At 49.3% G+C, this 22,213-nt stretch carries 18 protein-coding genes; 5 read left to right on the top strand and 13 right to left on the bottom strand.

Annotation, left to right across the window (positions count from 1 at the left end):
* Window positions 1-414 precede the first annotated feature (414 nt).
* Window positions 415-1,323 (top strand): 1-aminocyclopropane-1-carboxylate deaminase/D-cysteine desulfhydrase, encoded by a 909-nt coding sequence (locus C2M29_RS01470; protein WP_105188104.1) that lies wholly within the window; start codon window positions 415-417, stop codon window positions 1,321-1,323.
* On the opposite strand, the gene C2M29_RS01475 is transcribed toward C2M29_RS01470, so the two are convergent.
* The 4 genes from C2M29_RS01475 to C2M29_RS16540 all read right to left on the bottom strand — a co-directional run bounded on the left by C2M29_RS01475 (window position 1,307) and on the right by C2M29_RS16540 (window position 5,315).
* Window positions 1,307-2,890 carry an EAL domain-containing protein gene (locus C2M29_RS01475; protein WP_105188026.1) on the bottom strand — a complete coding sequence of 528 codons (1,584 nt, stop codon included), beginning with the start codon at window positions 2,888-2,890 and terminating at the stop codon, window positions 1,307-1,309. The two genes, C2M29_RS01470 and C2M29_RS01475, sit on opposite strands and share 17 nt — an antisense overlap.
* Before the next feature lie 196 nt (window positions 2,891-3,086).
* Entirely contained in the window at window positions 3,087-3,770 is a 684-nt protein-coding gene (ssb, locus tag C2M29_RS01480) for a single-stranded DNA-binding protein (RefSeq protein ID WP_105188027.1), read from the bottom strand.
* A gap of 19 nt (window positions 3,771-3,789) precedes the next feature.
* Window positions 3,790-5,157 carry an MFS transporter gene (locus C2M29_RS01485; protein WP_105188028.1) on the bottom strand — a complete coding sequence of 456 codons (1,368 nt, stop codon included), beginning with the start codon at window positions 5,155-5,157 and terminating at the stop codon, window positions 3,790-3,792.
* Window positions 5,139-5,315 carry a hypothetical protein gene (locus C2M29_RS16540; protein ID WP_158684625.1) on the bottom strand — a complete coding sequence of 59 codons (177 nt, stop codon included), beginning with the start codon at window positions 5,313-5,315 and terminating at the stop codon, window positions 5,139-5,141. The genes C2M29_RS01485 and C2M29_RS16540 overlap by 19 nt, the downstream gene beginning before the upstream one ends.
* A gap of 126 nt (window positions 5,316-5,441) precedes the next feature.
* Here C2M29_RS16540 and uvrA point away from each other — a divergent pair, with 126 nt between their 5' ends.
* A complete protein-coding gene (uvrA, locus tag C2M29_RS01490) occupies window positions 5,442-8,267 on the top strand; it encodes an excinuclease ABC subunit UvrA (RefSeq protein ID WP_105188029.1) in 2,826 nt (941 codons plus the stop codon).
* 50 nt (window positions 8,268-8,317) lie between these two features.
* A complete protein-coding gene (locus C2M29_RS01495) occupies window positions 8,318-9,265 on the top strand; it encodes a hypothetical protein (protein WP_105188030.1) in 948 nt (315 codons plus the stop codon).
* On the opposite strand, the gene C2M29_RS01500 is transcribed toward C2M29_RS01495, so the two are convergent.
* A complete protein-coding gene (locus C2M29_RS01500) occupies window positions 9,262-9,666 on the bottom strand; it encodes an acyl-CoA thioesterase (RefSeq protein ID WP_105188105.1) in 405 nt (134 codons plus the stop codon). The two genes, C2M29_RS01495 and C2M29_RS01500, sit on opposite strands and share 4 nt — an antisense overlap.
* A 28-nt stretch (window positions 9,667-9,694) precedes the next feature.
* On the opposite strand from C2M29_RS01500, the gene C2M29_RS01505 reads away from it, so the two are divergent.
* Window positions 9,695-10,399, top strand: a complete 705-nt coding sequence (locus tag C2M29_RS01505) for a 2OG-Fe(II) oxygenase (protein ID WP_105188031.1) — start codon at window positions 9,695-9,697, stop codon at window positions 10,397-10,399.
* A gap of 57 nt (window positions 10,400-10,456) precedes the next feature.
* Here the strand turns inward: C2M29_RS01505 and C2M29_RS01510 are convergent, their stop codons facing one another.
* From C2M29_RS01510 to C2M29_RS01525, 4 genes are all read right to left on the bottom strand, one after another.
* Window positions 10,457-11,695, bottom strand: a complete 1,239-nt coding sequence (locus tag C2M29_RS01510; RefSeq protein WP_105188032.1) for a cysteine desulfurase-like protein — start codon at window positions 11,693-11,695, stop codon at window positions 10,457-10,459.
* Between the two features lie 9 nt (window positions 11,696-11,704).
* Entirely contained in the window at window positions 11,705-12,337 is a 633-nt protein-coding gene (locus tag C2M29_RS01515; protein ID WP_105188033.1) for a 2OG-Fe dioxygenase family protein, read from the bottom strand.
* 235 nt (window positions 12,338-12,572) lie between these two features.
* Window positions 12,573-15,170, bottom strand: a complete 2,598-nt coding sequence (gene acnB, locus C2M29_RS01520) for a bifunctional aconitate hydratase 2/2-methylisocitrate dehydratase (protein ID WP_105188034.1) — start codon at window positions 15,168-15,170, stop codon at window positions 12,573-12,575.
* A 262-nt stretch (window positions 15,171-15,432) separates the two neighbouring features.
* Complete coding sequence (locus tag C2M29_RS01525; RefSeq protein ID WP_105188035.1) at window positions 15,433-16,488, bottom strand: OmpA family protein; 1,056 nt, start codon at window positions 16,486-16,488, stop codon at window positions 15,433-15,435.
* Between the two features lie 678 nt (window positions 16,489-17,166).
* Between C2M29_RS01525 and trmA the strand changes: the two genes are divergently transcribed.
* Window positions 17,167-18,264 carry a tRNA (uridine(54)-C5)-methyltransferase TrmA gene (gene trmA / locus C2M29_RS01530; protein ID WP_105188036.1) on the top strand — a complete coding sequence of 366 codons (1,098 nt, stop codon included), beginning with the start codon at window positions 17,167-17,169 and terminating at the stop codon, window positions 18,262-18,264.
* Between the two features lie 50 nt (window positions 18,265-18,314).
* On the opposite strand, the gene C2M29_RS01535 is transcribed toward trmA, so the two are convergent.
* Genes C2M29_RS01535 through ccoG form a run of 4 tightly spaced genes read right to left on the bottom strand, consistent with a single transcriptional unit; the run spans window position 18,315 to window position 22,031 of the window.
* On the bottom strand, window positions 18,315-18,947 hold the full coding sequence (locus C2M29_RS01535) for a thiol:disulfide interchange protein DsbA/DsbL (RefSeq protein ID WP_105188037.1): 633 nt from the start codon (window positions 18,945-18,947) through the stop codon (window positions 18,315-18,317).
* 16 nt (window positions 18,948-18,963) lie between these two features.
* Window positions 18,964-19,584, bottom strand: a complete 621-nt coding sequence (locus C2M29_RS01540; RefSeq protein ID WP_105188038.1) for a thiol:disulfide interchange protein DsbA/DsbL — start codon at window positions 19,582-19,584, stop codon at window positions 18,964-18,966.
* Between the two features lie 34 nt (window positions 19,585-19,618).
* Window positions 19,619-20,596 (bottom strand): serine/threonine protein kinase, encoded by a 978-nt coding sequence (locus tag C2M29_RS01545; protein WP_105188039.1) that lies wholly within the window; start codon window positions 20,594-20,596, stop codon window positions 19,619-19,621.
* Window position 20,597: 1 nt separating this feature from the next.
* Window positions 20,598-22,031, bottom strand: coding sequence for a cytochrome c oxidase accessory protein CcoG (ccoG, locus tag C2M29_RS01550; protein WP_105188040.1), 1,434 nt, complete (start codon window positions 22,029-22,031; stop codon window positions 20,598-20,600).
* Window positions 22,032-22,213: the final 182 nt, after the last annotated feature.

Below are 22,213 nucleotides of genomic sequence, written 5' to 3' on the forward strand. Positions count from 1 at the left end.
ATCGTTGGAGAAAAGACCACGGAGTTTCTTGAACATGGGACTGGTTGACCTTTGAAAATTCTTATTATCTGAAAGCTTGGGACACTTTACCAATGCAACTGCGTCGCGGCAACATAAAGCTTGCTTTGGTTTCCAAAAAACAGCGCGTTAAGCGTCGTACATGCACAACTTTGACGGCATCTGGCGACATACGCATAAAGTAGTATAGAGCTAGTAGCCTGCGCCATGCCGGCTCTACCGCCACCACTGGGCGCTCATTGTCCACCTCTGCGCTTAACAGTAGCTGACTCTGTGTGCAAAAGTACTGGTTTCTGAGTACAGGCTGGCTTTTCCCTTGGTAGCAACGGATAATAGGCGGCGCAATCATTGCAAATCCACAAGGCGAGCAAAAAGCCACTTAAGAGTGTGTTAACCATGAACCCGGTAGAAAATACATTACCCGAATCTCCCCTGCATGGAATCCAGGATACGTTGCTGGACAAACATGGCGTACGCTTAAGCATTAAACGTGACGATTTGCTGCACCCCATTATCCATGGCAACAAATGGCGTAAATTAAAGTACAACCTGATCGCCTTCAGGCGATCCGGAAAATCGGAACTGCTGACCTTTGGTGGCGCCTTCTCCAACCACCTTTATGCCAGTGCCGCCGCCGGCAAAATATTCCGCATTCCAACGAGAGCCATAGTACGCGGCCCACAATTGGACAGCCAAAACCCAACACTGCGTTTCGCCAAGGCCTGCGGTATGCAGCTTCACCCTGTGACGCGCAGCGAATATCGCCAGCGCGATTGCACCGAGTATCTTGAACAATTAAAGCAGCGCTTTACCAAGGCTTTTATTCTTCCCGAAGGCGGAACCAATGCCGCCGCTTTAAAGGGAGTCGCAGAGCTGGCCAACAGCCTGCCGCAACATCAGTTTCTAGTGTGCGCCACCGGCAGTGGCGGCACCTTGGCGGGACTGCTGTCCGGGCATACGCAAACCCAGGTGCTGGGCATTGCGGTGCTGAAAAACGCCGAATACTTACAACAACAGATCTCCGAACTGCAACCCAGTCCCAACTGCGCTTGGCGCTTACTTTGTGAGCATCACGATGGCGGCTATGGCCGTTTTAGTCCCGAACTGTGGCAATTTTGCCAATGGTTCGAGTACACTCACAAGGTGCCCCTCGAACCCATCTACAGCGGTAAAATGATGTATGCCTTATGGCAATTGATTGAGCAAGGCTATTTTCCCAGTGGCAGTCACATTATTGCCATCCATACCGGTGGCCTTCAGGGCAAGGATGGCCTGAGGTATCGCGGCCTTATTGGGGCAGATTAAAGGCGCTGAGTTGGTTAATGGTACCGGTGAAGTAAAAGCCTTGCGCTCCTTGTACACCCAATTGTTTCAGCACCTCAGCCTGTTGATGGCGTTCAATGCCGACCGCGTAAACGGTGATCCCCAAGCGCTGGGCATTGGCGACATAAGATAAAACCCGCCGTTGAATATGCCTGTCCGTATCCACATGGCTGATCAATTCGCTGGCTAATTTAATCGCCTTAATTGGCACCTTAAGGGTGTTTAAGGCGTCGGTGGGCCATTTACTTAACTGATCGACAATAATACCACGCTGGCAGACCGGAGTCGTTTTTAGGCGTTTAGCGATCAATCTAGGCTGTTTTGCCAACAAGGCCGCCGGGCATTCCAAGCAGACTCTGGGATGCGCCTCTAAGAACTCTTCTAGCCGCCGCCACACATCGTCATCAAGCCAGGAACTAGGATGAATATTTAAACTGATATCGGCCTGCAGCTGCTCGCTTTTAAGCATGGTTTCCAGACGCCTTAGCACGGCAATATCGACGCTGCGCGCGGCACTTTCGGGGGTACTGTGACTCAGTAAATACTCGGGAGAAATAAGCCCTAGCTGCGGATGGCGAATGCGTAGCAAAGTTTCGTGATGAATAATCTCCTCATTGTATAAATCGAACACCGGCTGGAAAAAACACACAAACTGCTCATTGTTGATGGCATCAACCAAAGAGCATGACTTAGCGGCTAATAACATGGAGTGATTATGGCTAAAGGGAATGCGATAACAATGCTTATGCTCGCTTTGTCGCGCCAGCGCCAGTGCCGATTGACACAGCTGATAGACCACCGCCTGATCGGCACCACTGCGGTAGTTGCAAAGGCCGACTTTGACCTCGGCACGATTTAAATCCGGCAGTAGACTACGGCAGCACTTAAGCGCCATGGCGCTGAAGTTTTGCAGATGATTTTCCAACTGTTTATAGGGTACCTCTTTTACCGTAACGGCAAAGCAGCCCGAATTAAGTATACTCACCGACACCCTTTGCTGATGCTTTAACTGCTCCTGCAACAGGGCTTCGAATAAACTGGCAATACCTGACGCCACCGAGCTTAAACGCTGGCAATAAACAATTGCAAAAACGCTTTGATGAAGCTGATTGACCCCCAACATATTGGCACTGGCTGGTTGAGTGTCATTATTATCCAGCCCTTTTTTCTGCCCGCCGTAACGGGTCAGCGCCATAGCCGAACGCCACTCGGTCTTGCGCAGCCAGTGCACCGTACGCCATAAGAAAATAAGCAACAAGACATTAATGACGATAAACCAATGACTATGCTGTAACCACAATGGCTGGCTGTAGACCTTGAGCGACCCAGAACTCAGTGCCAGATTAAATTGTACCGGCATCACAAAACTGCCCTTTTGCGCCTTACTCGATAATCCATAAGGCGCCAAAGCCCTGGATAAAGCCGGCTCGCTGATACTACCCAATTGCTCAAGCCGTGTTTCCAGTTGCTGTAATTGCGATTGCCGCTCCTGCACCAAAGCCCACACCAAAATGGCGTTGAGCAACACCATAACCAGCGCCCCTATCATGCAAGTTAAGCCAAGCCTTTGATACTTTGTAAAAATGGACAAATCCAAGGTCTATTCGTCGTTGTTAGCCATGAGTAAAGTGTTGTCTATGAAGGAAGGAAGCTCAAGCGTGACGCCATAAAAAAGCCCCGTATTACGGGGCCTTCAGAAGAAACTATCTAGATTTCAATGAGCTTGGTTAACAAGCCGATTTACCTTAGAACGGAATATCGTCATCGAAATCGATAGGCGGTTCCATTGGGTTGGCAGCGCCACCTTGAGGAGCATTTTGTGGCTTAGGTGCAAAGCCGCCCTGTTGACCACCCTGCTGGTTGCCATAACCACCGCCTTGTTGGCCACCTTGCTGGCCACCTTGTTGTGGAGCAGCTTGCTGCATGCCTTGGTTACCCTGCGGTGCATAGCCTTGCTGCTGTGATTGACCATAGCCACCACCTTGCTGACCGCCTTGCTGGCTCTGCGCCTGGCCGCCACCGAAGCCGCCCTGCTGCTGGCCACCTTGGTAACCGCCTTGACCGCCGCCTGGGTTTTCACCACGACCGCCGAGCATCTGCATTTTACCGTCGAAACCGTCTACCACGATTTCCGTGGTGTACTTTTCCTGACCGCTTTGATCTGTCCATTTACGGGTTTGCAATTTACCTTCGATATAAACCTGCGAGCCTTTACGTAGATACTCACCGGCTACCTCGGCCAGCTTGCCGAACAACACCACGCGGTGCCACTCGGTACGCTCTTGCATCTGACCCGTGTTTTTATCCTTCCAGCTGTCGCTGGTCGCGATGCTAATGTTAGCAACGCCATTGCCGTTAGGCATGTAGCGAACTTCAGGGTCTTGACCCAGGTTGCCCACTAAAATCACTTTATTAATACCGCGCGCCATGGATATATGCTCCTACTTTTTACGCTGAGGCGACTAGCTGTTGCGCCGCCTGTAAATCAAATTTCTTCTCGTCTACCTTGAGGTAGCTACGGTTTTCATCACATACCACCGTGGCTTCAAGCACTCCCGGCAGCTCTACCAATTGCGCCGCTAATTGTTCTGCATCATGTTCGCTGCCTACTGCACTTAGCAAACTGATAATTTTACTGCGCGGCGGTACTCGCATTTTTACAGCAATGACAAACCATATTAACCCAACCAAGGCGGCAGCCGCAAACACCATCTCGGGGGTGCCGCGCTGAGCCACAAATCCGCCAAGAATACCGCCCAAAAAGGCACCGATAAACTGGGATGATGAGAACACGCCCATGGCCGAGCCCTTCTGATTGGCTGGCGACAGTCGTGATACCAGGGCCGGCATGGTCGCCTCTAAAAAGTTAAAGGCGATAAAATACAACATCATACACAAGGCTATCATATAGACAGAGTTGGCTCCGAAAACCAAGCCCAGCATGCTGACAACCAGCATAATTATGGCCACCAAAAACAGGGGTTTTTCCTTTTGCTTAGCCACAGCCACTATCATCATAGGCACCATAAGCACAAAAGATAAAATAAATACCGGAATATACAATTGCCAATGCTGAGCCGCGGGTAAACCGTCGTTAATAAGCTGAGGTGGCAAGGAAACAAAAATGGTGGTCAGGGTCAGGTGCAAAAACAACACGCCCAAATCCAAACGCGCCAGATCCGGGTGGCGCACCAGTTTACCCACATCCCGCAGGGTCACAGTGGTTTCCCCCTTAGGAGCCCGATTAACCGCACTAGGTACCAGCCACACAACTATGGCCATTCCCACCAGCGCCAGAGCTGCCGTTAACCAAAAAATTCCAGACACACCAAAGCTGGCCGCCACCATGGGACCGAGCAACATGGCAATCGCAAAGCTCATGCCAATACTCATGCCAATCACCGCCATCACCTTGGGACGCTGCTCGTCGCGGCTTAGATCCGCAGCCAAGGCCAACAAGGCACTGGCAATGGCGCCCATACCCTGTAGTGCTCGACCTAGCGTCAGCATATACATGGACTCGGCCAAAGCGGCTATCACAGAGCCTAGGGTAAAGATGATTAGTCCGGCAATGATAATGCGCTTGCGCCCAAAGCGGTCGGATAACCAGCCCATGGGGATTTGCAGCAGCGCCTGGGTGAGGCCATAGGCTCCGATGGCAAGCCCGATCCACAAAGGCGAAAAGCCTTTTAGATCCTGACCATAAATGGCCAGCACCGGCATCAACATAAAGAGGCCAAGCATACGAAAGGCAAAGACGCTCGCCAGCGACAGCGCGGCGCGCTTTTCAACACTATTTAAATGGGATGCAGACATGACGGATTAATAATCAGCTGATGACAAATACTATCTTGGCCGGCGATGATAGCATAATCGCCCGCCATTAGGACATGCCTGGCGGCGAATTTAGCCACCCCCTGCTCACCGGTATTGCGTGCCCAGCGGCGGCCCATATCGCTACCGCTGTGATCCAAATAGCCAGCGCCGACATATAAGCTTGACGCTTGTCGGCCATGGCAAAGGACAAGAAAGCATCGCTAAGTCATGGCAATCTATGCGATACTTACAGGTTAATAAACAGCTCGGGAAACAGGCGGATAATGGATAATATAGAAGTTCGCGGTGCGCGCACCCACAACCTCAAAAACATCAACCTTACCATCCCTCGGGATAAGCTGATCGTCATTACCGGATTATCGGGGTCGGGCAAATCGTCCCTCGCCTTCGACACTCTGTATGCCGAAGGCCAAAGGCGTTATGTGGAATCCTTATCGGCCTACGCGCGTCAGTTTTTGTCATTAATGGAAAAACCCGATGTGGATCATATCGAAGGCCTGTCGCCGGCGATTTCCATCGAGCAAAAATCCACATCTCATAATCCGCGCTCGACCGTGGGCACCATCACCGAAATATACGATTACCTGCGTTTATTGTTTGCCCGTGTCGGCGAGCCTCGCTGTCCGACACACAACCTGCCGCTGGCGGCGCAAACCATCAGCCAGATGGTGGATCAGGTACTGGCCCTGCCCGAGGGCAGCAAGTTAATGCTGCTGGCTCCGGTGGTAAAAAACCGCAAGGGTGAGCATGTTAAGTTGCTCGAGCAATTGGCGGCACAGGGCTATATTCGCGCTCGCATCGATGGCGAAGTCTGTGATTTATCGGATCCACCGACATTAGAATTACATAAAAAGCACACCATAGAAGTAGTGGTGGACCGTTTTAAGGTCAAAGAGGGTCAACAACAGCGTTTGGCCGAGTCCTTTGAAACCGCATTGGAGCTGTCCGGTGGCGTCGCTCAGGTTGCTGCCATGGACGACTCCCTAGAAGAAGAGCTGGTCTTCTCCGCTAACTTTGCCTGCCCTAGCTGTGGCTATGCCATGAGCGAGCTTGAGCCCAGACTATTTTCCTTCAACAATCCGGCAGGCGCCTGTCAATCCTGTGATGGCCTGGGTGTACGCCAGTATTTCGACCCTCACCGCGTGGTGCATAACCCTGAACTCAGCCTGGCAGGCGGTGCCATTAAGGGCTGGGATAAGCGCAGCTTCTACTATTTCCAAATGCTGCAATCGGTGGCTGAGCATTATCAGTTTGATTTGGATACGCCATTTCAGAATCTAAGCGATGAGGCCAAAACAGTGGTCTTAGAGGGCTCGGGTAAGGAAAAGATTGCGTTCCACTACCGCAATGATCGCGGCGATTTAATAACCCGAAATCATGAATTCGAGGGCGTACTCAACAATATGCAGCGCCGCTATCATGAAACCGAATCAAACTCGGTGCGTGAGGAACTAGCCAAGTATCAAACCTCACAGGCCTGCCCCAGCTGTAGCGGCTCACGCTTACGTCAGGAAGCACGTAACGTCTTTATCGACGAGACTAACCTGCCTAAGGTGACCCTGATGAGCATAGGCCAGGCCTTCAACTATTTCGACAGCCTGGAATTCAGCGGCCAAAAAGCACAGATTGCCGATAAGATCCTTAAAGAAATTCGCGACCGCTTGTCCTTCTTAGTCAATGTGGGGCTAAATTATTTATCCCTGGAGCGCAGCGCCGATACCCTTTCCGGCGGTGAAGCCCAGCGCATTCGCCTGGCCAGCCAAATTGGCGCTGGTCTGGTCGGAGTCATGTATGTGTTGGATGAACCTTCTATCGGCTTACACCAGCGCGACAACGACCGCTTGCTGCAAACCCTGACGCGCCTGCGCGATCTCGGTAATACGGTACTAGTGGTAGAGCACGATGAAGATGCCATTCGCGCCGCCGATTACATTATCGATATCGGCCCGGGCGCCGGTGTTCATGGTGGCCACGTGGTAGCAGAAGGCTCGCGCGACGACATCATGAATAACCCGGACTCGTTAACGGGCCAATACCTGAGCGGCGTCAAAGAGATCGCCGTGCCCAAAGAACGCCACCCCACTAACGATAAATGGCTAGAGCTGTTTGGGGCCACCGGCAATAACCTCAAAAATGTCGACCTGCGCATTCCTTTCGGCTTGATGACCTGTATTACCGGTGTCTCCGGCTCGGGTAAATCGACCCTGGTTAACGACACCCTGTTTAAGGTGGCACACACAGAACTTAACGGTGCCACCGCGGTAGAACCGGCCCCGCATAAAGAGATCACCGGCCTGGATCATTTCGATAAGGTGATAGATATCGACCAAAGCCCCATAGGTCGTACGCCGCGCTCCAATCCGGCAACCTATACGGGAATTTTCACCGCCATACGTGAGCTCTTTGCCGGCACCCAGGAGTCACGCTCCCGTGGCTATAAGGTCGGTCGCTTTAGCTTTAACGTGAAAGGCGGACGCTGTGAGGCCTGTCAGGGTGACGGCGTGATCAAGGTAGAAATGCACTTCTTGCCGGACGTGTATGTGCCTTGTGATGTGTGTCAGGGCAAACGCTATAACCGCGAAACATTAGAGGTGCTCTACAAGGGTAAAAACATCCATCAGGTGCTGGAAATGACGGTGGAAGACGCGCGAGAGTTTTTCGATGCCATTCCCGCCATTAATCGTAAACTGCAAACCCTGATGGATGTGGGCCTGTCATATATTCGTTTAGGACAGGCGGCCACCACCCTATCCGGAGGTGAAGCACAGCGGGTCAAATTGGCCCGAGAGCTGTCCAAGCGCGACACGGGTAAAACCCTGTATATCTTGGATGAGCCCACTACCGGCCTGCACTTCCATGATATCCAGCAACTGCTGGCGGTATTGCATCGCCTGCGCGACCACGGCAATACCATAGTGGTGATTGAGCATAACCTGGATGTGATCAAAACTGCCGACTGGATTGTGGATTTGGGGCCGGAAGGCGGCAGCGGTGGCGGTGAAATTCTCGTCGCCGGCACCCCGGAAGAAGTAGCTGCGCATGAGCGCTCCCATACCGGACACTATCTCAAGCCATTGTTGGCAAAATAAGCAATTAGGGGGTAAAGTCTGAATAAATAAAGAAAATATTCAGGCTTATCATGACGGCCCCCTTATTACGCCTCAAAGCAAAAACAGCCCGAAATACGAGAAACCTTAAACTAGGCTTTAAAAAATTTTGGCAAGCATTGACCCTGGCACAACGCCTGTACGCGGTCGCTTTGTTGCTCTCTCCCGTCAGTATCTGGCTGACAACGGCATGCACTGTGGCGGCTTTAACGATTGAGTTCTGGCCGCGCTTTCTTCAGCTTTTTCACTCACTTCCCGGTAAAGCCATTCTCTTACTGTTTTACGGTACCATAGCCAATTTTGTGCTAGCAAACGCAGCCAGCACGGTAAATGAAGTCACCGGCGTGGCGGCAAGTCATTTCAACTATACCCATAACTTTGCTATTTTGTTGTACTTACCCAGTTGGATATTAGCACTTTCAGTTATCGCTTTGCTCCTTCTTCAGCTGATGCTTCCCTTTTACATCCTGGCGTTGCTGTTACTCAGACCTTTTCAGCGCTTTGGCTTTCAATTCTTAGACAGCGCTAAACGACCCATTCAAACCGCCATCGCCCGTTTTGTTTTATGTCTTATTGTCACGGTCAACTTAGTGGTGACCTCAGGGGAGTTCGACAATGCCGGTGATGCCATAGAGCAAGTCAGTGCGAGCTTCGAACAAGAGATGAGCAAGGAGCAACAGCCCATAGCGACAGAAACACCAGAAGTCCTGCCGACCATGCACCTTGAAGCGAAAATTGGCGAGCCAGGCAAGGATTCTGACAAGTGGATCAAAATCCTGGTCGCCCAGTTTGCCTACAATTGGGAGGCCGACAGCTTCTCGCGCTGCGCAAAAAGCAAAAACAGTAAGGTGGTCGAGCTCAATGATTATGAAATTGTTGAGCTCTTCGAGGATGAGCAAGCCGAGTATGGTGTTCGCTTTGAAACAAAAAAGTGTGTGTCTCCGGCTTTCCCTGCCACAACCACCATCAACAGCCCCTAGCCCTCTTGCGCGGCCTCTAGATGCTCACCAAGCTGCGACTTTTCTTCCTCGCTTAAGGCTTGTGAAGCCTTGTTGTCGAAGTTATAACGCACCATTACGGTTTTGCCCTCGGCGCAACACTGGCCATGCTGCCAGGCTTGTTGTTTGATCACAAAAGAGCTGGAGCCGATGCGCTCGATCATGGTCTTTATTTCCACTTCCTGGCCGTAAAAAAGCTCACCTAGAAACGTCACTTCCACCTTGGCAACTATCAGGCGCCATTGATGTGGATTAAGATCTGGGGTAAAGATTTTAAAAATAGGCGTGCGGGCGGCTTCAAACCACACCGGTAGTACTGTATTGTTAATGTGCCCGAGGACATCTGTTTCACTAAATCTGGGCTGAACTTTTTCAATAAGCATAATAATTCCAATAGGTAAGGTTGCAGTCATGACAGACTTTATTGGCGTTTATGATAACGCGCTTAGTGACACTTTTTGTAGTCAGTTTATCGACCTGTTCGAGCAGAGCCCGCATTTGAAGCAGGGTACCACCTCTGGCGGCATAGATTTAAGTAAAAAAGACAGTAAAGACCTTTACCTCAATGCCCACCCCGAATATCAGCAGCACTTGCAGCATATTCAACAGGTCACCGCACAGCACGTGATGCGCTATGTTGAAGAACATCTCTTTATGATGATTGGCGCCTTTGGTCTGCAGGTATTCCACCCAAAAACCGGTAAACCGGTGGCGCTGAACCAGGACAACTTTGAAGAAGTGGCGAAACCGCAACTGGGCACCCTGATGCAACAGCTGTTTCGTTTGGGCAGTATTCAAGCGCAAAAGTACGAGATCAATAAAGGCGGGTATCCCTACTGGCACAGTGAAGTCTATCCACAAACCGGCCATAACGAAGCCTTACACCGCGTCCTGTTGTTTATGTTTTATTTGAACGATGTGACCGAAGGCGGGGAGACCGAGTTTTACTACCAAAAGCGTAAAATCGCCCCAAAACGCGGCACCATGGTGGTCGCACCGGCCTACTTTACCCATACCCACCGCGGTAACAAGCCGTTGTCGAATGACAAATACATTCTTACCTCTTGGGTGTTGTTTAATCGCGCCGAGCAGATCTACGGCCAACCACAAAAATAACCCATCATATAAGATCAAAAAAGGCTGCCTAGGCAGCCTTTTTAACATTCCCTGATTCTATGAGCCTAACAGCTCGCCGAACAGGGCAAATAAGCGGTCGATCTCTTCGATGCTGTTGTAATGCATACAACCGATACGCACCACACCGCCCTTATCCATTACCCCTAATTGCTCACATAGGCCCTGGGCGTAGAAGTTACCATCCCATACACATACGTGATGTTTACCCAAGAACTCGGATACCTGACGTGGCTCTAAGCCATCAAAGGTAAGGGCAAAGGTCGGCGTACGCTCGGCCAGTCTATCCATATCGTCAATACCGAATAGACTGATCTGCGGAAACGCTTTTAGACGTGTAAGGAAGTGCTTACTTAACGCCATTTCATGCTCTTTGCTGTTGGCAAATGCCACCTCTAGACGCTGGCGGCGCGGCAGTTGCGCATCCAGGCCGCTCAAAGAAGCGATATAGTCAACGGCGGCAACCACACCGGCCAGACCTTCAAAGCTTTGCGTGCCCGTTTCCCATCGACCCGGAACCACATCCTTGGCTGGCTCCACCTTATAGGGGGTAAAGTTTTCCAGATGCTCACGCTTACCGTAAACAATGCCCACATGAGGGCCAAAGAACTTATAGGCCGAGCAGGCAAGGAAATCACAATCCAGCGCCTGCACATCCACCAGCTCATGTGGAGCATAGTGAACCGCATCCACATACACCAAGGCGCCATGCTGATGCGCCAACTCAATAATGCGCTTCACATCATTGATTGAGCCCGTGGTGTTAGAAGCATAAGTCACGGCTACCAGCTTGGTATTGGCGTTAAGCAATGACTCGAAGTGCGCCATATCCAGCGTGCAATCCGCTTCGTTAATACGCAGCGCATGCACAGTGGCTCCTTTATCCTCGGCGGCCTGTCGCCACGAAGACACATTGGAGAAGTGATCCGCATTGGTGACAATGATCTCGTCGCCACTTTGCCAGCCGCGTGAGAGTGCACGACTAAAGCTAAAGGTCAGGCTAGTCATATTGGCGCCGAAGACGATTTGCTCCGGGCTAGGGCTGTTAAGCAAGTCGGCAATGGCCTGGCGGGCTTGACTCATCACCGCCACGGTTTTATCGCTTGAGAAAAATGCGCCGCCCAGGTTTGAATTATAAAAACCCAGGTAAGCCGCCATGGCATCCAACACGGTTTGTGGCACTTGTGCGCCACCCGGACCATCAAAGAAGATTGGCGACTCGCCGTTTATTTGCTGCATCAGGGCCGGGAACTGGCTACGCAGAGAGACTAAATTCATCGTAATTCCTTACGCAGTCAGTACAAAACAATCAAGGTAGCCGGTCTTGGTCTCGTCCAGCTTATTCATGGGTGTTGCGTTGTGCCACACCTGGCGATCGTCGATAAGTGCGAACATGCCGTCTTTAATTTCCATTTTGAAACACGGCTTGGCCTCTTTGTGCTCATACACCAATAACTCGCCACCGGCGATGTTTTCATGTGATACGCCACATATACAGACGTGATCGAAACCATCCTGATGAATGCCTTCCGGTGCCGGCGGTGTATCGCTGTCGATGGCCAGCATACGGAACTGGTGAATTTCGATATCACGATCGGCGTCGATACCTGTCATGGCAATGAACTCAGCCACAATGCGCTTCATGCCTTCACTCGCCAGCAGATCTGCGTCCAGGTTTTCATAGGTACGCTCAACATTGCCCTGGAAGGTATTAATGGAATCGTCTTGTACAAAGGCTTTAGTAGGCTGAAGCTTGAGTTCACCCTGTTGCATCTTGATCACTGAATAACGACGCTTACGGAAGGCACCATCGGCATAGGGATTATCGGGAAGATGGTCGAAAGAAGGCTTTACCGCGTCAATATGAGACTGGTCAATGAAACGAAGTTGCAGAAGGTTCTGGTTATTTAACGAAGTCATAAAGATCCTGCCTTGATAAGAAAATTGGCGGGGATTTTAAGCTATTTCTTTGGCAGGTTTGATTTCATTTAGCACAGATTTTCACTTTAATTTAGATAAAACAACCTGTTTTTTATTAATTTTTAAAATTAAAAATCACCATGCTTTAATTTAGGTAAATCCATATTCTATTTTAACTAAATTTAAACATAAAAAAGCCCGCCAGGTTGGCGGGCTTTTATCACATATGCAAATATTACACGGCTTGCTGGATAATCACGTTATCCGCTTTCTTCGTGTACTGAGGCATCTTGTGGAAGTTCAAGTAACGGTAAGTATCGGCCGCTGTTGCGTTGATCTTCTCCGCGTATTCTTGATATTCCGCAGGTGTAGGTAGTTTACCTAGAATTGCTGCTACCGCTGCAAGCTCAGCAGACGCTAGGAATACGTTCGCACCTGTACCTAGACGGTTAGGGAAGTTACGCGTAGAGGTAGAAACAACCGTTGCTTTATCAGCAACACGTGCCTGGTTACCCATACACAGTGAACATCCCGGAGTTTCGATACGTGCACCTACACGACCAAAGATACCGTAGTAACCTTCGTCGGTAAGCTGGTCTTTATCCATCTTAGTTGGTGGTGCAACCCAAAGTTGCGTTGGTAGACGACCACCGAAGTTGTCTAGTAGCTTACCAGCGGCACGGAAGTGGCCGATGTTGGTCATACATGAACCGATGAATACTTCGTCGATCTTCTCGCCAGTCACATCTGAAAGAAGACGTGCATCATCCGGGTCATTAGGAGCACATAGGATTGGCTCTTTGATTTCCGCCAGGTCGATTTCAATTACATGCGCGTATTCAGCGTCTTTGTCGGCTTCCATAAGCTCTGGGTTAGCCAACCACTCTTGCATCGCGTTGATACGACGCTCGATAGTACGTACATCACCGTAGCCTTCAGCGATCATCCACTTAAGCATAACGATGTTTGACTCTAGGTACTCAGAGATAGACTCTTTGCTTAGCTTAACGGTACAACCTGCGGCTGAACGCTCGGCAGAGGCATCTGATAGCTCAAACGCTTGCTCAACGGTTAGGTGCTCAACACCTTCGATCTCTAGTACGCGACCAGAGAATTCGTTGATCTTACCCTTCTTCTCAACGGTAAGCAGACCTTGCTTGATGCCGTAGTAAGGGATTGCGTGTACCAGGTCACGTAGTGTGATACCCGGCTGCATTTCGCCTTTGAAACGTACCAATACCGACTCAGGCATATCCAGTGGCATAACACCGGTCGCCGCTGCAAACGCAACCGCACCAGAACCCGCTGGGAATGAAATACCTAGTGGGAAACGAGTATGCGAGTCACCACCTGTACCTACGGTATCAGGAAGAAGCATACGGTTTAGCCATGAGTGGATTACACCGTCACCTGGACGTAGCGATACGCCGCCACGGTTCATGATGAAATCAGGGAGTGTGTGGTGCGTGTTTACGTCGATAGGCTTAGGATAAGCAGACGTGTGACAGAAAGACTGCATTGTAAGATCGGCAGAGAAACCAAGACACGCAAGGTCTTTCAGTTCGTCACGGGTCATAGGACCTGTGGTATCTTGCGAACCAACCGTAGTCATCTTAGGCTCACAGTATTGACCAGGGCGAACGCCAGGCATATTACATGCTTTACCTACCATCTTCTGCGCCAGGGTGAAACCCTTACCAGAATCAGTCACTAGCGCAGGCTTACGGAAGATGTCTTCAGCTTCCATACCCAGTGAATTACGCGCTTTGTCGGTCAGACCACGACCAATGATCAATGGAATACGACCACCGGCACGTACTTCATCAAGGATTACGTCTGACTTAAGCTTGAATGTAGAGATAACTTCGTCGGTACCGTGACGCTTAACCACACCTTCATATGGGTAGATATCGATTTGATCACCCATATTCATGTCTTCAACGTTTAGCTCGATTGGCAATGCGCCTGAGTCTTCCATGGTATTGAAGAAGATAGGGGCAATTTTACCACCTAGACATACACCGCCAACGCGCTTGTTTGGTACGTGAGGAATGTCATCACCCATGAACCAAAGTACCGAGTTAGTTGCCGACTTACGTGATGAGCCAGTACCCACAACGTCACCTACGTACGCTAGCGGCAGACCTTTGGTTTTAAGCTCTTCAAGTTGGGCGATAGGACCGATTTCACCGGCTTTATCAGGGTTGATACCGTCACGCTCGTTCTTAAGCATAGCCAGTGCGTGCAGTGGGATATCCGGACGTGACCAGGCATCAGGTGCTGGTGACAGGTCATCGGTGTTCGTTTCACCGGTTACCTTGAACACGGTTACAGAGATCTTCTCTGGCACCGCCGGCTTCTCAAGGAACCACTCGGCGTTTGCCCAAGACTCGATGACTTGCTTGGCAAATTCGTTACCCGCTTTGGCTTTTTCTTCTACGTCGTAGAAGGCATCAAACATAAGCAAGGTGTGTGATAAGCCTTTAGCAACGATCGGCGCTAGGTCAGCATTGTCTAAAAGCTCAACCATAGGCTCGATGTTGTAGCCACCTAGCATGGTGCCAAGTAGCTCTGCCGCTTTCTCTTTATTGATTAGTGGCGACTGCGCTTCACCTTTTGCAACGGCGGCTAGAAAACCCGCTTTTACATAGGCGGCGTCATCTACGCCAGGCGGTACACGGTTAACAAGAAGGTCTAGGATAAACTCTTCTTCACCGGCAGGTGGATTCTTGATTAATTCGATCAGGTCAGCAGTTTGCTGAGCATCTAATGGTGCAGGCACAATACCTTGGGCTGCACGCTCTTCAACATGTTTACGATATTCTTGAAGCACAATTATGCCCTCTTGGTGACGTGAAAGTAGTAGACTTCGACGCGTCCATACTACTTATAGAATTTTGACACGATAGCAATTATAAAGGCTTTAAAGATAGAAGAAAATTGGCGTCGCCGCCTAGTAGCAAAATAGTCGCTATAAATAGTATGAATGTGAGCGGTGAGAAAACTATAGATCTGTGAATGTTGAGTAATAATTATTTGCAAAAAGCCCGGCATACGCCGGGCTTTTTCATCATAGGTGAGTAATAACCTGATGATTAGTTACGTTTGATGCTTACACGCTCGGTTACCGAGATATGCGCTTCAACGCGACGGTTTTCAGCGTGAGCTTCTTTTGTGTTAGCAGGGTTAAGCAAACGCTCTTCACCCATACCAACGGTCTCAACACGAGAAGCTGAAATACCATCATCGATTAGTTGCTTAGCAACGCCGTCAGCACGCTTTTTAGAAAGCTTTTTGTTGTAACCGGCATCGCCTACCGCTGAAGCATGACCTTCAAGCAGTACGTTAGTTTGTGGATACTTGTTCATGAAATCAGCTACTTTCTGGATATCATCCAAGTAGCGCTGGTTTACGTCAGAGTTGTCGTGTGGGAAACGTACTAACAAGCTAACCTTGTCACCTTTTTCCATGTAACGAGTACAACCAGACGCATCAACCGCATCTTCCATTGGCGTGTTTGCACACTTATCATTGGCATCAAGTACGCCGTCTTTATCCGTGTCTTTTGGCTCTGGCTTTGGAGCAACAACTACTGGTGCCGGCTCTACCTTTTTAGGCTCTGGCTTGTCACCAAAGTGGTAGCTAACACCTAGTTTCAGACCAAAATCTGAATGGTTCTGGTTTAAGCCTTCGTAGTAGTTGGCTTCACCGAAAAATGCCCAGTTGTAACGGAAGTGGCTTCGGAAACCGAAACCTAGGTTAGCCGCGTTGAAGTCGTCGTAAACATCAAACTTCTTTGCACCTAGTACACCGTAGAAAGTGTCGTTGAAGTGATATAGTACATCAGCACCGTAACGCTCACCTGTTTTGTGATTTTCTGAGTTTTCTTTGTCAAGTTCCAGGGCTGCAAATTCTAGACGCGCAGTCCAGTACTCGTTGAAGCGGTAGCCTACCTCGATACCTGAACCGAAAGACTCACCAAGAGCTACATTGGCAGGGGTTGCGCCCTGAATGTTATCCCAGTCAGCCCAGAAGTAATCGGCGAATACGCCAATATGAATACCTTCATGAGGATTTTTCTGTTCTTCAGCAACAGCCGCTTGTGATGCCATTGCTAATACGATAGCTGCAGAAAGTGATTTGATTTTCATTGTTTCCATCCCATTTTACGATTATCGATTTTGCGCATTAAGGTTAAGTGGTTAACATCCTTAAAGCGCCAAGTAAGGGGTCCTTCGTGTGCCTCTTACTTAGTTATATTCCGATGATTCATTAATCTATCAGCCGACATTTCTTGCTTTTATCGCAGGCGCTATAAGCACCAGGTCTAGATCCGCGCTAACAGGTTCCAACACATCTACATTGTAGACTAATTAAGTAACTTCGCTTCTTAACTTAATCAGGCAGGTTATATTAAAGCATTATGTTCCTGAATATAAGATGATTTTAGTATAAAAGTAGTAAAATTCCTGCCTTAATGCAAAGTGCCCTGGGATAAAAAATAGTCTTCAACTGGCTGTCAACAGGAATCGGAGATTAACTAACTGCTGTGGTTAACTTGGCGTGCCAAACTTGCAAACCAGCCCTTAATGCAAGCAATTAAAACCAAATGCTTAAAATGCCCTAATAGCCTTCTATTCGTTACATATATCCCGAGGCATTATTTTCTCGGCCTGGAATATCCGTTTAACAGCAGCCGTGAAAGCTTAATCCTACTTTTTGGAAGACATAGCAGTGTAGAAAAAACGTACAGAAATATAGCACTTGTTACTGGACAATTGGGCGCAGCTACCTACAATAGCGGCGCACATAAATTTGTAGGGGTTTGCATGCCAGTAATAGAAATCGACGAGTCTGGGTACGATCAGCAATTAGCAGAAAAAGAGCAGCGTATTCTTGCGCAATTTTCTCGCTTTGGTGTCAATCAGTTAGAAGTATTTGCTTCGGCCCCGAAACATTACCGGCAACGTGCGGAATTTCGCGTTTGGCATGATGGTGATGACCTCTATCACATTATGTTCGATCAACAGAGCAAAGAAAAAGTCCGTGTTGATCGCTTCGACCCGGGTGCCGAATTGATCAATGAGCTGATGAGCGCCATGATCGCCGAGCTCAAAGACAATGAGGTGATGCGCCGTAAGCTGTTTCAAATCGATTATCTAACAACACTAAGCGGCAACGCCCTTATCAGCCTGCTCTACCACAAGCCTTTGGATGAACAATGGCTTGAAGCGGCTCAGGACTTACAGGCACGATTGCAACAGCGCTTTAATGTCGAGCTTATTGGCCGCGCCCGCAAACAAAAGCAGGTACTGGCCACGGATTACGTAATCGAGCAACTCGAAGTCAACGGTCGCACCTACACCTATCAGCAGGTGGAAAACAGCTTTACCCAACCCAATGCTAAGGTTAACGAGCTGATGCTGGCCTGGGCTCAGGACATCTGTACACCACTAAGCAATGATCTGCTTGAGCTTTACTGTGGTAACGGCAATTTTTCAATCGCCCTGGCAGACTCGTTTAACCGCGTGCTGGCTACGGAAATTTCTAAGTCGTCGGTGCACTCGGCACAATATAATATTGCCGCTAATAAGGTCGAGAATCTGGACATTATCCGCATGAGTAGCGAAGAGTTTACTCAGGCAATGCGAAAGGAGCGAACCTTTACCCGCTTAGGCGATATCGATCTACACAGCTACGATTGTCAAACCATCCTAGTCGATCCGCCACGGGCCGGAATGGATGAGCTGACCTGTAAGCTTACCAGCGAGTACGACAATATTATCTATATCTCATGTAACCCAGAAACACTGGAACGTGACCTGGAGATACTGACACAAACCCATGAAATCGCCCGTTTTGCTATTTTTGATCAGTTCCCCTATACCCACCATATTGAGTCCGGGGTTTACCTAAAACGCAAATAAAAACAAAAAAAACCGCATCAAGATGCGGTTTTTTTTATTATTGGCTGTACTTACTTCTTGGCTAAGTAGTTGATCAGCTCTGCGATATCTTCCGGCTCGGTAACGCCAGAATCACGACCTAAGATCAAACGATATTTGCCGTTAACGATAAAGGTAGGTACGGCTTTGAGGGCACCCTTCTCTTTATAATATTCTTGGTCGCGCTGCATCTTTGACGCTTTAGTACGTACCGCAAAGCCTTCGAACAACTTATCGAACTTCTCGGCATCGACGCCATTAGCCACAAATACATCCCTTACATCGGCCATTTCGTTAAACTGGGCACGTTTGTTGTGAATGTGGTTAAAGATGGCGGCAACCAGGAGTTCTTTTTCTGGCAAAACACTGGCCGTTGCCAGCGCTTGCGACAACATATCCTGGTTTTCAGCACTGCGGCCACCCATAAAGTTTACATGGCTGCGCTTAAAGCTCACGCCTTCATTAAGCTTGGGCTTAACATCCTTTAGTAAGCCTTCGTAGGCATTACAGGCCGGACAATAGAAAGAAAAGAATTCTTTTACTTCGGGTTTACGACTGGCACGCTCGGATACCACTTCATAGTGAGTACCTTCTTCAAACTGTGCTGCCAATGCTGTCAAAGGTAATGCCAGCGCCATTAGGGCTAGGGCGATAAACTTCTTCATACCTTTATTCTCCAAATTATTTTTCTAATAGATAATTAACGAGCTCATTTAGCTCTTGTTGCGACTTCACTGTGTGCACATGCACCTTGTACTTGTCGTTAACAATGATAGTAGGAACACCGGTCAAAGCACCCGCCTTGGTATAGGCTTCTTGTGCTTCCAGCGCCGCTTTTTCACCGGCTAATACCGGCATGCTGCTCGAAAGCATGGCATAACGCTCGGCACCAATACCCTGCTCCGCCAACAATTTTTCTACCGCTTGCTGAGACTGCAGCGGCTCACGCTGGCGATGGATGCTGTCAAAAATAGCGGCGGCAACCTGATCGCCCTTACCTTCCTGCTCAGCAATTAGGTAGGCCGTAGTCAGACGGTTTTGCGCCGCTTTGTCTAAACGTAAAAAGTTTACATGACTTTTAATCAAGGGCACGTCTTTTGGCAAGGCGTCCTTAAGCGCATCGACCGCCGGCTCAAGGCGATAGCAATGAGGGCAGTAAAAAGAAAAGAACTCGGTTACCTTGTCACTTTCCGAGGCCTTGGTGTCGAGCACTTGGTAATGCTCACCTGCTTTAAAGTCCGCTGCCCAGGCGGCTACGGGTAAACAAAGTAGTAATAACGAACGTGTTAGTGTTTTTATCATAATCGTCTCTTTTAAATTCAATTTGGCTGCGCGCTTATGGCATCAGTTTAAGCGCCGGCTCGTCTAACGCCGCCAGTTGCTCTTTTAATGCCAGGGTTTGCTGCTCCCAGTATTTGTCTTGTGCGAACCAGGAAAAGTTCCGCTCAAATGCCGGATCCTGCCAACGTTTGGCAATCCAGCCCATGTAATGCACCATACGCATGGCGCGCAATGGCTCGATCAAACGCAACTGGCCGTGCTCAAAATGGGCAAATTCCTCATAGGCATTGACCAGGGTATCAAGCTGGATCAACTGGTTATGCCTATCACCATTGAGCATCATCCATAGGTCCTGCATTGCCGGGCCCTGACGGCTATCATCAAGGTCGACAAAGGTCAGCATGTGATCTGCAGACCAGAGAATGTTGCCAGCGTGGCAATCGCCATGCAAGCGTATAGTAGCAACACTCTGGTATAAGCGGCTAGCTTTGTCGATAACCTGATCGAGCACGGTGTAAAAAGGTAAAGACATTGCCTCACTTACCAAGTTACTGTGCTGCAAATGAACCTTGGCTTGATGAAGGTATTCGTCACACCCCAACACCGGCCGTGTGACAAAGGGTTTTGCCGCCGCCACCTTGTGCATTCGGCCAATTAAACGCCCAAGTTGCTCCAGCTGATCAAGATTATCCATCTCAAACTGACGACCGCCGACGCTGGGGAACAGCGTAAAACGATAGCCCTTATGCTCAAATAGCGTTTGACCTTCGATGCACAGCGGTGCCACCACCGGCACCTCGGCCTCTTGCAGCTCGGCACTGAAACTGTGCTCTTCAAGAATTTGCTCGTTACTCCAGCGCTCAGGGCGATAGAATTTAGCCACATAGCGGCGCTTATCCTCAGCCATAAACTGATAAACGCGGTTTTCGTAACTATTGAGCGCCAACAGGCCAGACTCGGCGTAGATGCCCACTTCATCGAGGGCATCTAAAATGGTATCCGGGGTCAGGGAGGCAAAACTAAATTCGCTCACCTCAGCGCCCCTTAAAGAAATTACTGCTTTGCTTAATTTTCGTCTCGGGATCGGTCACCGGGTAGAGCACAAAATTAAACTCTGTCATCGGCTTTTTCAGATCATATGGGTCGATAACCACAGACAAGGGCACATCGTGAGAACGTCCAGGTGCGACGCTAAACTCAAGCTGACCTATAACCTGATAATGCTCCAACCCTTCAATTTCAATACGGAACTGCTGGGGCACCTGCGCCTTATTTAATACCTTAAGGGTGTAGGTGTTTTCTACTAACCCTTCAAAGGTTGTGCGATAAAGCTGGTTACGGTCACGAATAATATCCAAATCCATGGGCACCCGCATGGCAATGTTGACGGCCAGCGCACCAATGAGAATTAGGAGGATAATAGAGTAACCCACCAACTTGCCGCGTACCGGCTTAGTTTTCTCGGCAGAAGCCTCAAGGTTGCGCTCAGTGGTGTATGAAATAAGCCCGCGAGGGTAATTCATCTTATCCATAACGCCATCACAAGCATCGATACAGGCACCACAGTTGATACATTCGTATTGCAGACCATTACGAATATCGATGCCGGTAGGACATACCTGCACACACAGGTTACAGTCGATACAATCACCCAGGCCTAACTCTTTGGGATCTTGCTTGCGGCCTCGAGGGCCCCGGTTTTCACCGCGCTTAGCGTCATAGCTTACGGTAAAGGTGTCTTTATCGAACATCGCCGACTGGAAGCGTGAATAAGGGCAAATATGCAAACACATAATTTCCCGCATCCAGCCCGCATTACCATAGGTACACAGAGCAAACACTACTATGCTTAAGAGTGCATACCCCCCCACCGACAAGGTCACAAAGTCGGGCACGAGTTCACGCATGGGAGTGAAATAACCGACAAAGGTGATGGCGGTATACAAGGAAAACAGTAACCAACTGCCATGTTTGGCACTTTTACGCCAAAACTTATCAAAGTCCATGGGGCGTTGGTCCAGCTTTTTACGTTGGTTGGCGGTACCTTCGAATTTTTCTTCAAACCAGATAAAGATAAAGGTCCACACCGTTTGTGGGCAGGTATAGCCACACCAGACACGGCCATAAAAGGTGGTAACCAAAAACAGTGCAAAGGCGGCAATCATAAAGATAAAGGCCAGGATGGTTAAATCTTGCGGCCAGAAGGTCAATGCAAAGATACTGAACTGTTGGTTATCAATATCGAAGAGTACCGCTTGCTGGCCATTGTAGTTAACCCATGGCAACAACATAAAGGCAAGCATGCCGATTAAGCCTATACGCTGCCTCAGCAACTGGTGTAGTCCGGTGACGGCGCGCACATAAATGCGGTTACGGGGATTAAATCTATCGTATTCGGCCCCACTGGGCTTTTCGATTTTCACGTCACTGGGTATATTTTTTACCTTGATCCGCTGCTCTTTTTCCATCTTAGTTCCTCAACACCAGGGATATAGGAATGGGCAAACTCACCTAACTCGTGATTAGGTTTGTGCTTTGGCGCAAGTATATCAATTCGGCCGCCAAAATGATGCAGGTAAGGCGTTATATTTCGCCCTAAGCGCCTTATAAAGCTTGCCTTTAAAACACAGAGTTTACTACACTATCAGCG

Source organism: Pseudoalteromonas sp. T1lg48, from assembly GCF_002964785.1.
GTDB lineage: Bacteria > Pseudomonadota > Gammaproteobacteria > Enterobacterales > Alteromonadaceae > Pseudoalteromonas.

Excerpts from the sequence above, each read along its gene's own strand:
- C2M29_RS01470 (WP_105188104.1), top strand. The coding sequence starts at position 415 with ATGAACCCGGTAGAAAATACATTACCCGAATCTCCCCTGCATGGAATC.
- C2M29_RS01475 (WP_105188026.1), bottom strand. The coding sequence starts at position 2,890 with ATGATAGGGGCGCTGGTTATGGTGTTGCTCAACGCCATTTTGGTGTGG.
- ssb (WP_105188027.1), bottom strand. The coding sequence starts at position 3,770 with ATGGCGCGCGGTATTAATAAAGTGATTTTAGTGGGCAACCTGGGTCAA.
- C2M29_RS01485 (WP_105188028.1), bottom strand. The coding sequence starts at position 5,157 with ATGTCTGCATCCCATTTAAATAGTGTTGAAAAGCGCGCCGCGCTGTCG.
- uvrA (WP_105188029.1), top strand. The coding sequence starts at position 5,442 with ATGGATAATATAGAAGTTCGCGGTGCGCGCACCCACAACCTCAAAAAC.
- C2M29_RS01495 (WP_105188030.1), top strand. The coding sequence starts at position 8,318 with ATGACGGCCCCCTTATTACGCCTCAAAGCAAAAACAGCCCGAAATACG.
- C2M29_RS01500 (WP_105188105.1), bottom strand. The coding sequence starts at position 9,666 with ATGCTTATTGAAAAAGTTCAGCCCAGATTTAGTGAAACAGATGTCCTC.
- C2M29_RS01505 (WP_105188031.1), top strand. The coding sequence starts at position 9,695 with ATGACAGACTTTATTGGCGTTTATGATAACGCGCTTAGTGACACTTTT.
- C2M29_RS01510 (WP_105188032.1), bottom strand. The coding sequence starts at position 11,695 with ATGAATTTAGTCTCTCTGCGTAGCCAGTTCCCGGCCCTGATGCAGCAA.
- C2M29_RS01515 (WP_105188033.1), bottom strand. The coding sequence starts at position 12,337 with ATGACTTCGTTAAATAACCAGAACCTTCTGCAACTTCGTTTCATTGAC.
- C2M29_RS01525 (WP_105188035.1), bottom strand. The coding sequence starts at position 16,488 with ATGAAAATCAAATCACTTTCTGCAGCTATCGTATTAGCAATGGCATCA.
- trmA (WP_105188036.1), top strand. The coding sequence starts at position 17,167 with ATGCCAGTAATAGAAATCGACGAGTCTGGGTACGATCAGCAATTAGCA.
- C2M29_RS01535 (WP_105188037.1), bottom strand. The coding sequence starts at position 18,947 with ATGAAGAAGTTTATCGCCCTAGCCCTAATGGCGCTGGCATTACCTTTG.
- C2M29_RS01540 (WP_105188038.1), bottom strand. The coding sequence starts at position 19,584 with ATGATAAAAACACTAACACGTTCGTTATTACTACTTTGTTTACCCGTA.
- ccoG (WP_105188040.1), bottom strand. The coding sequence starts at position 22,031 with ATGGAAAAAGAGCAGCGGATCAAGGTAAAAAATATACCCAGTGACGTG.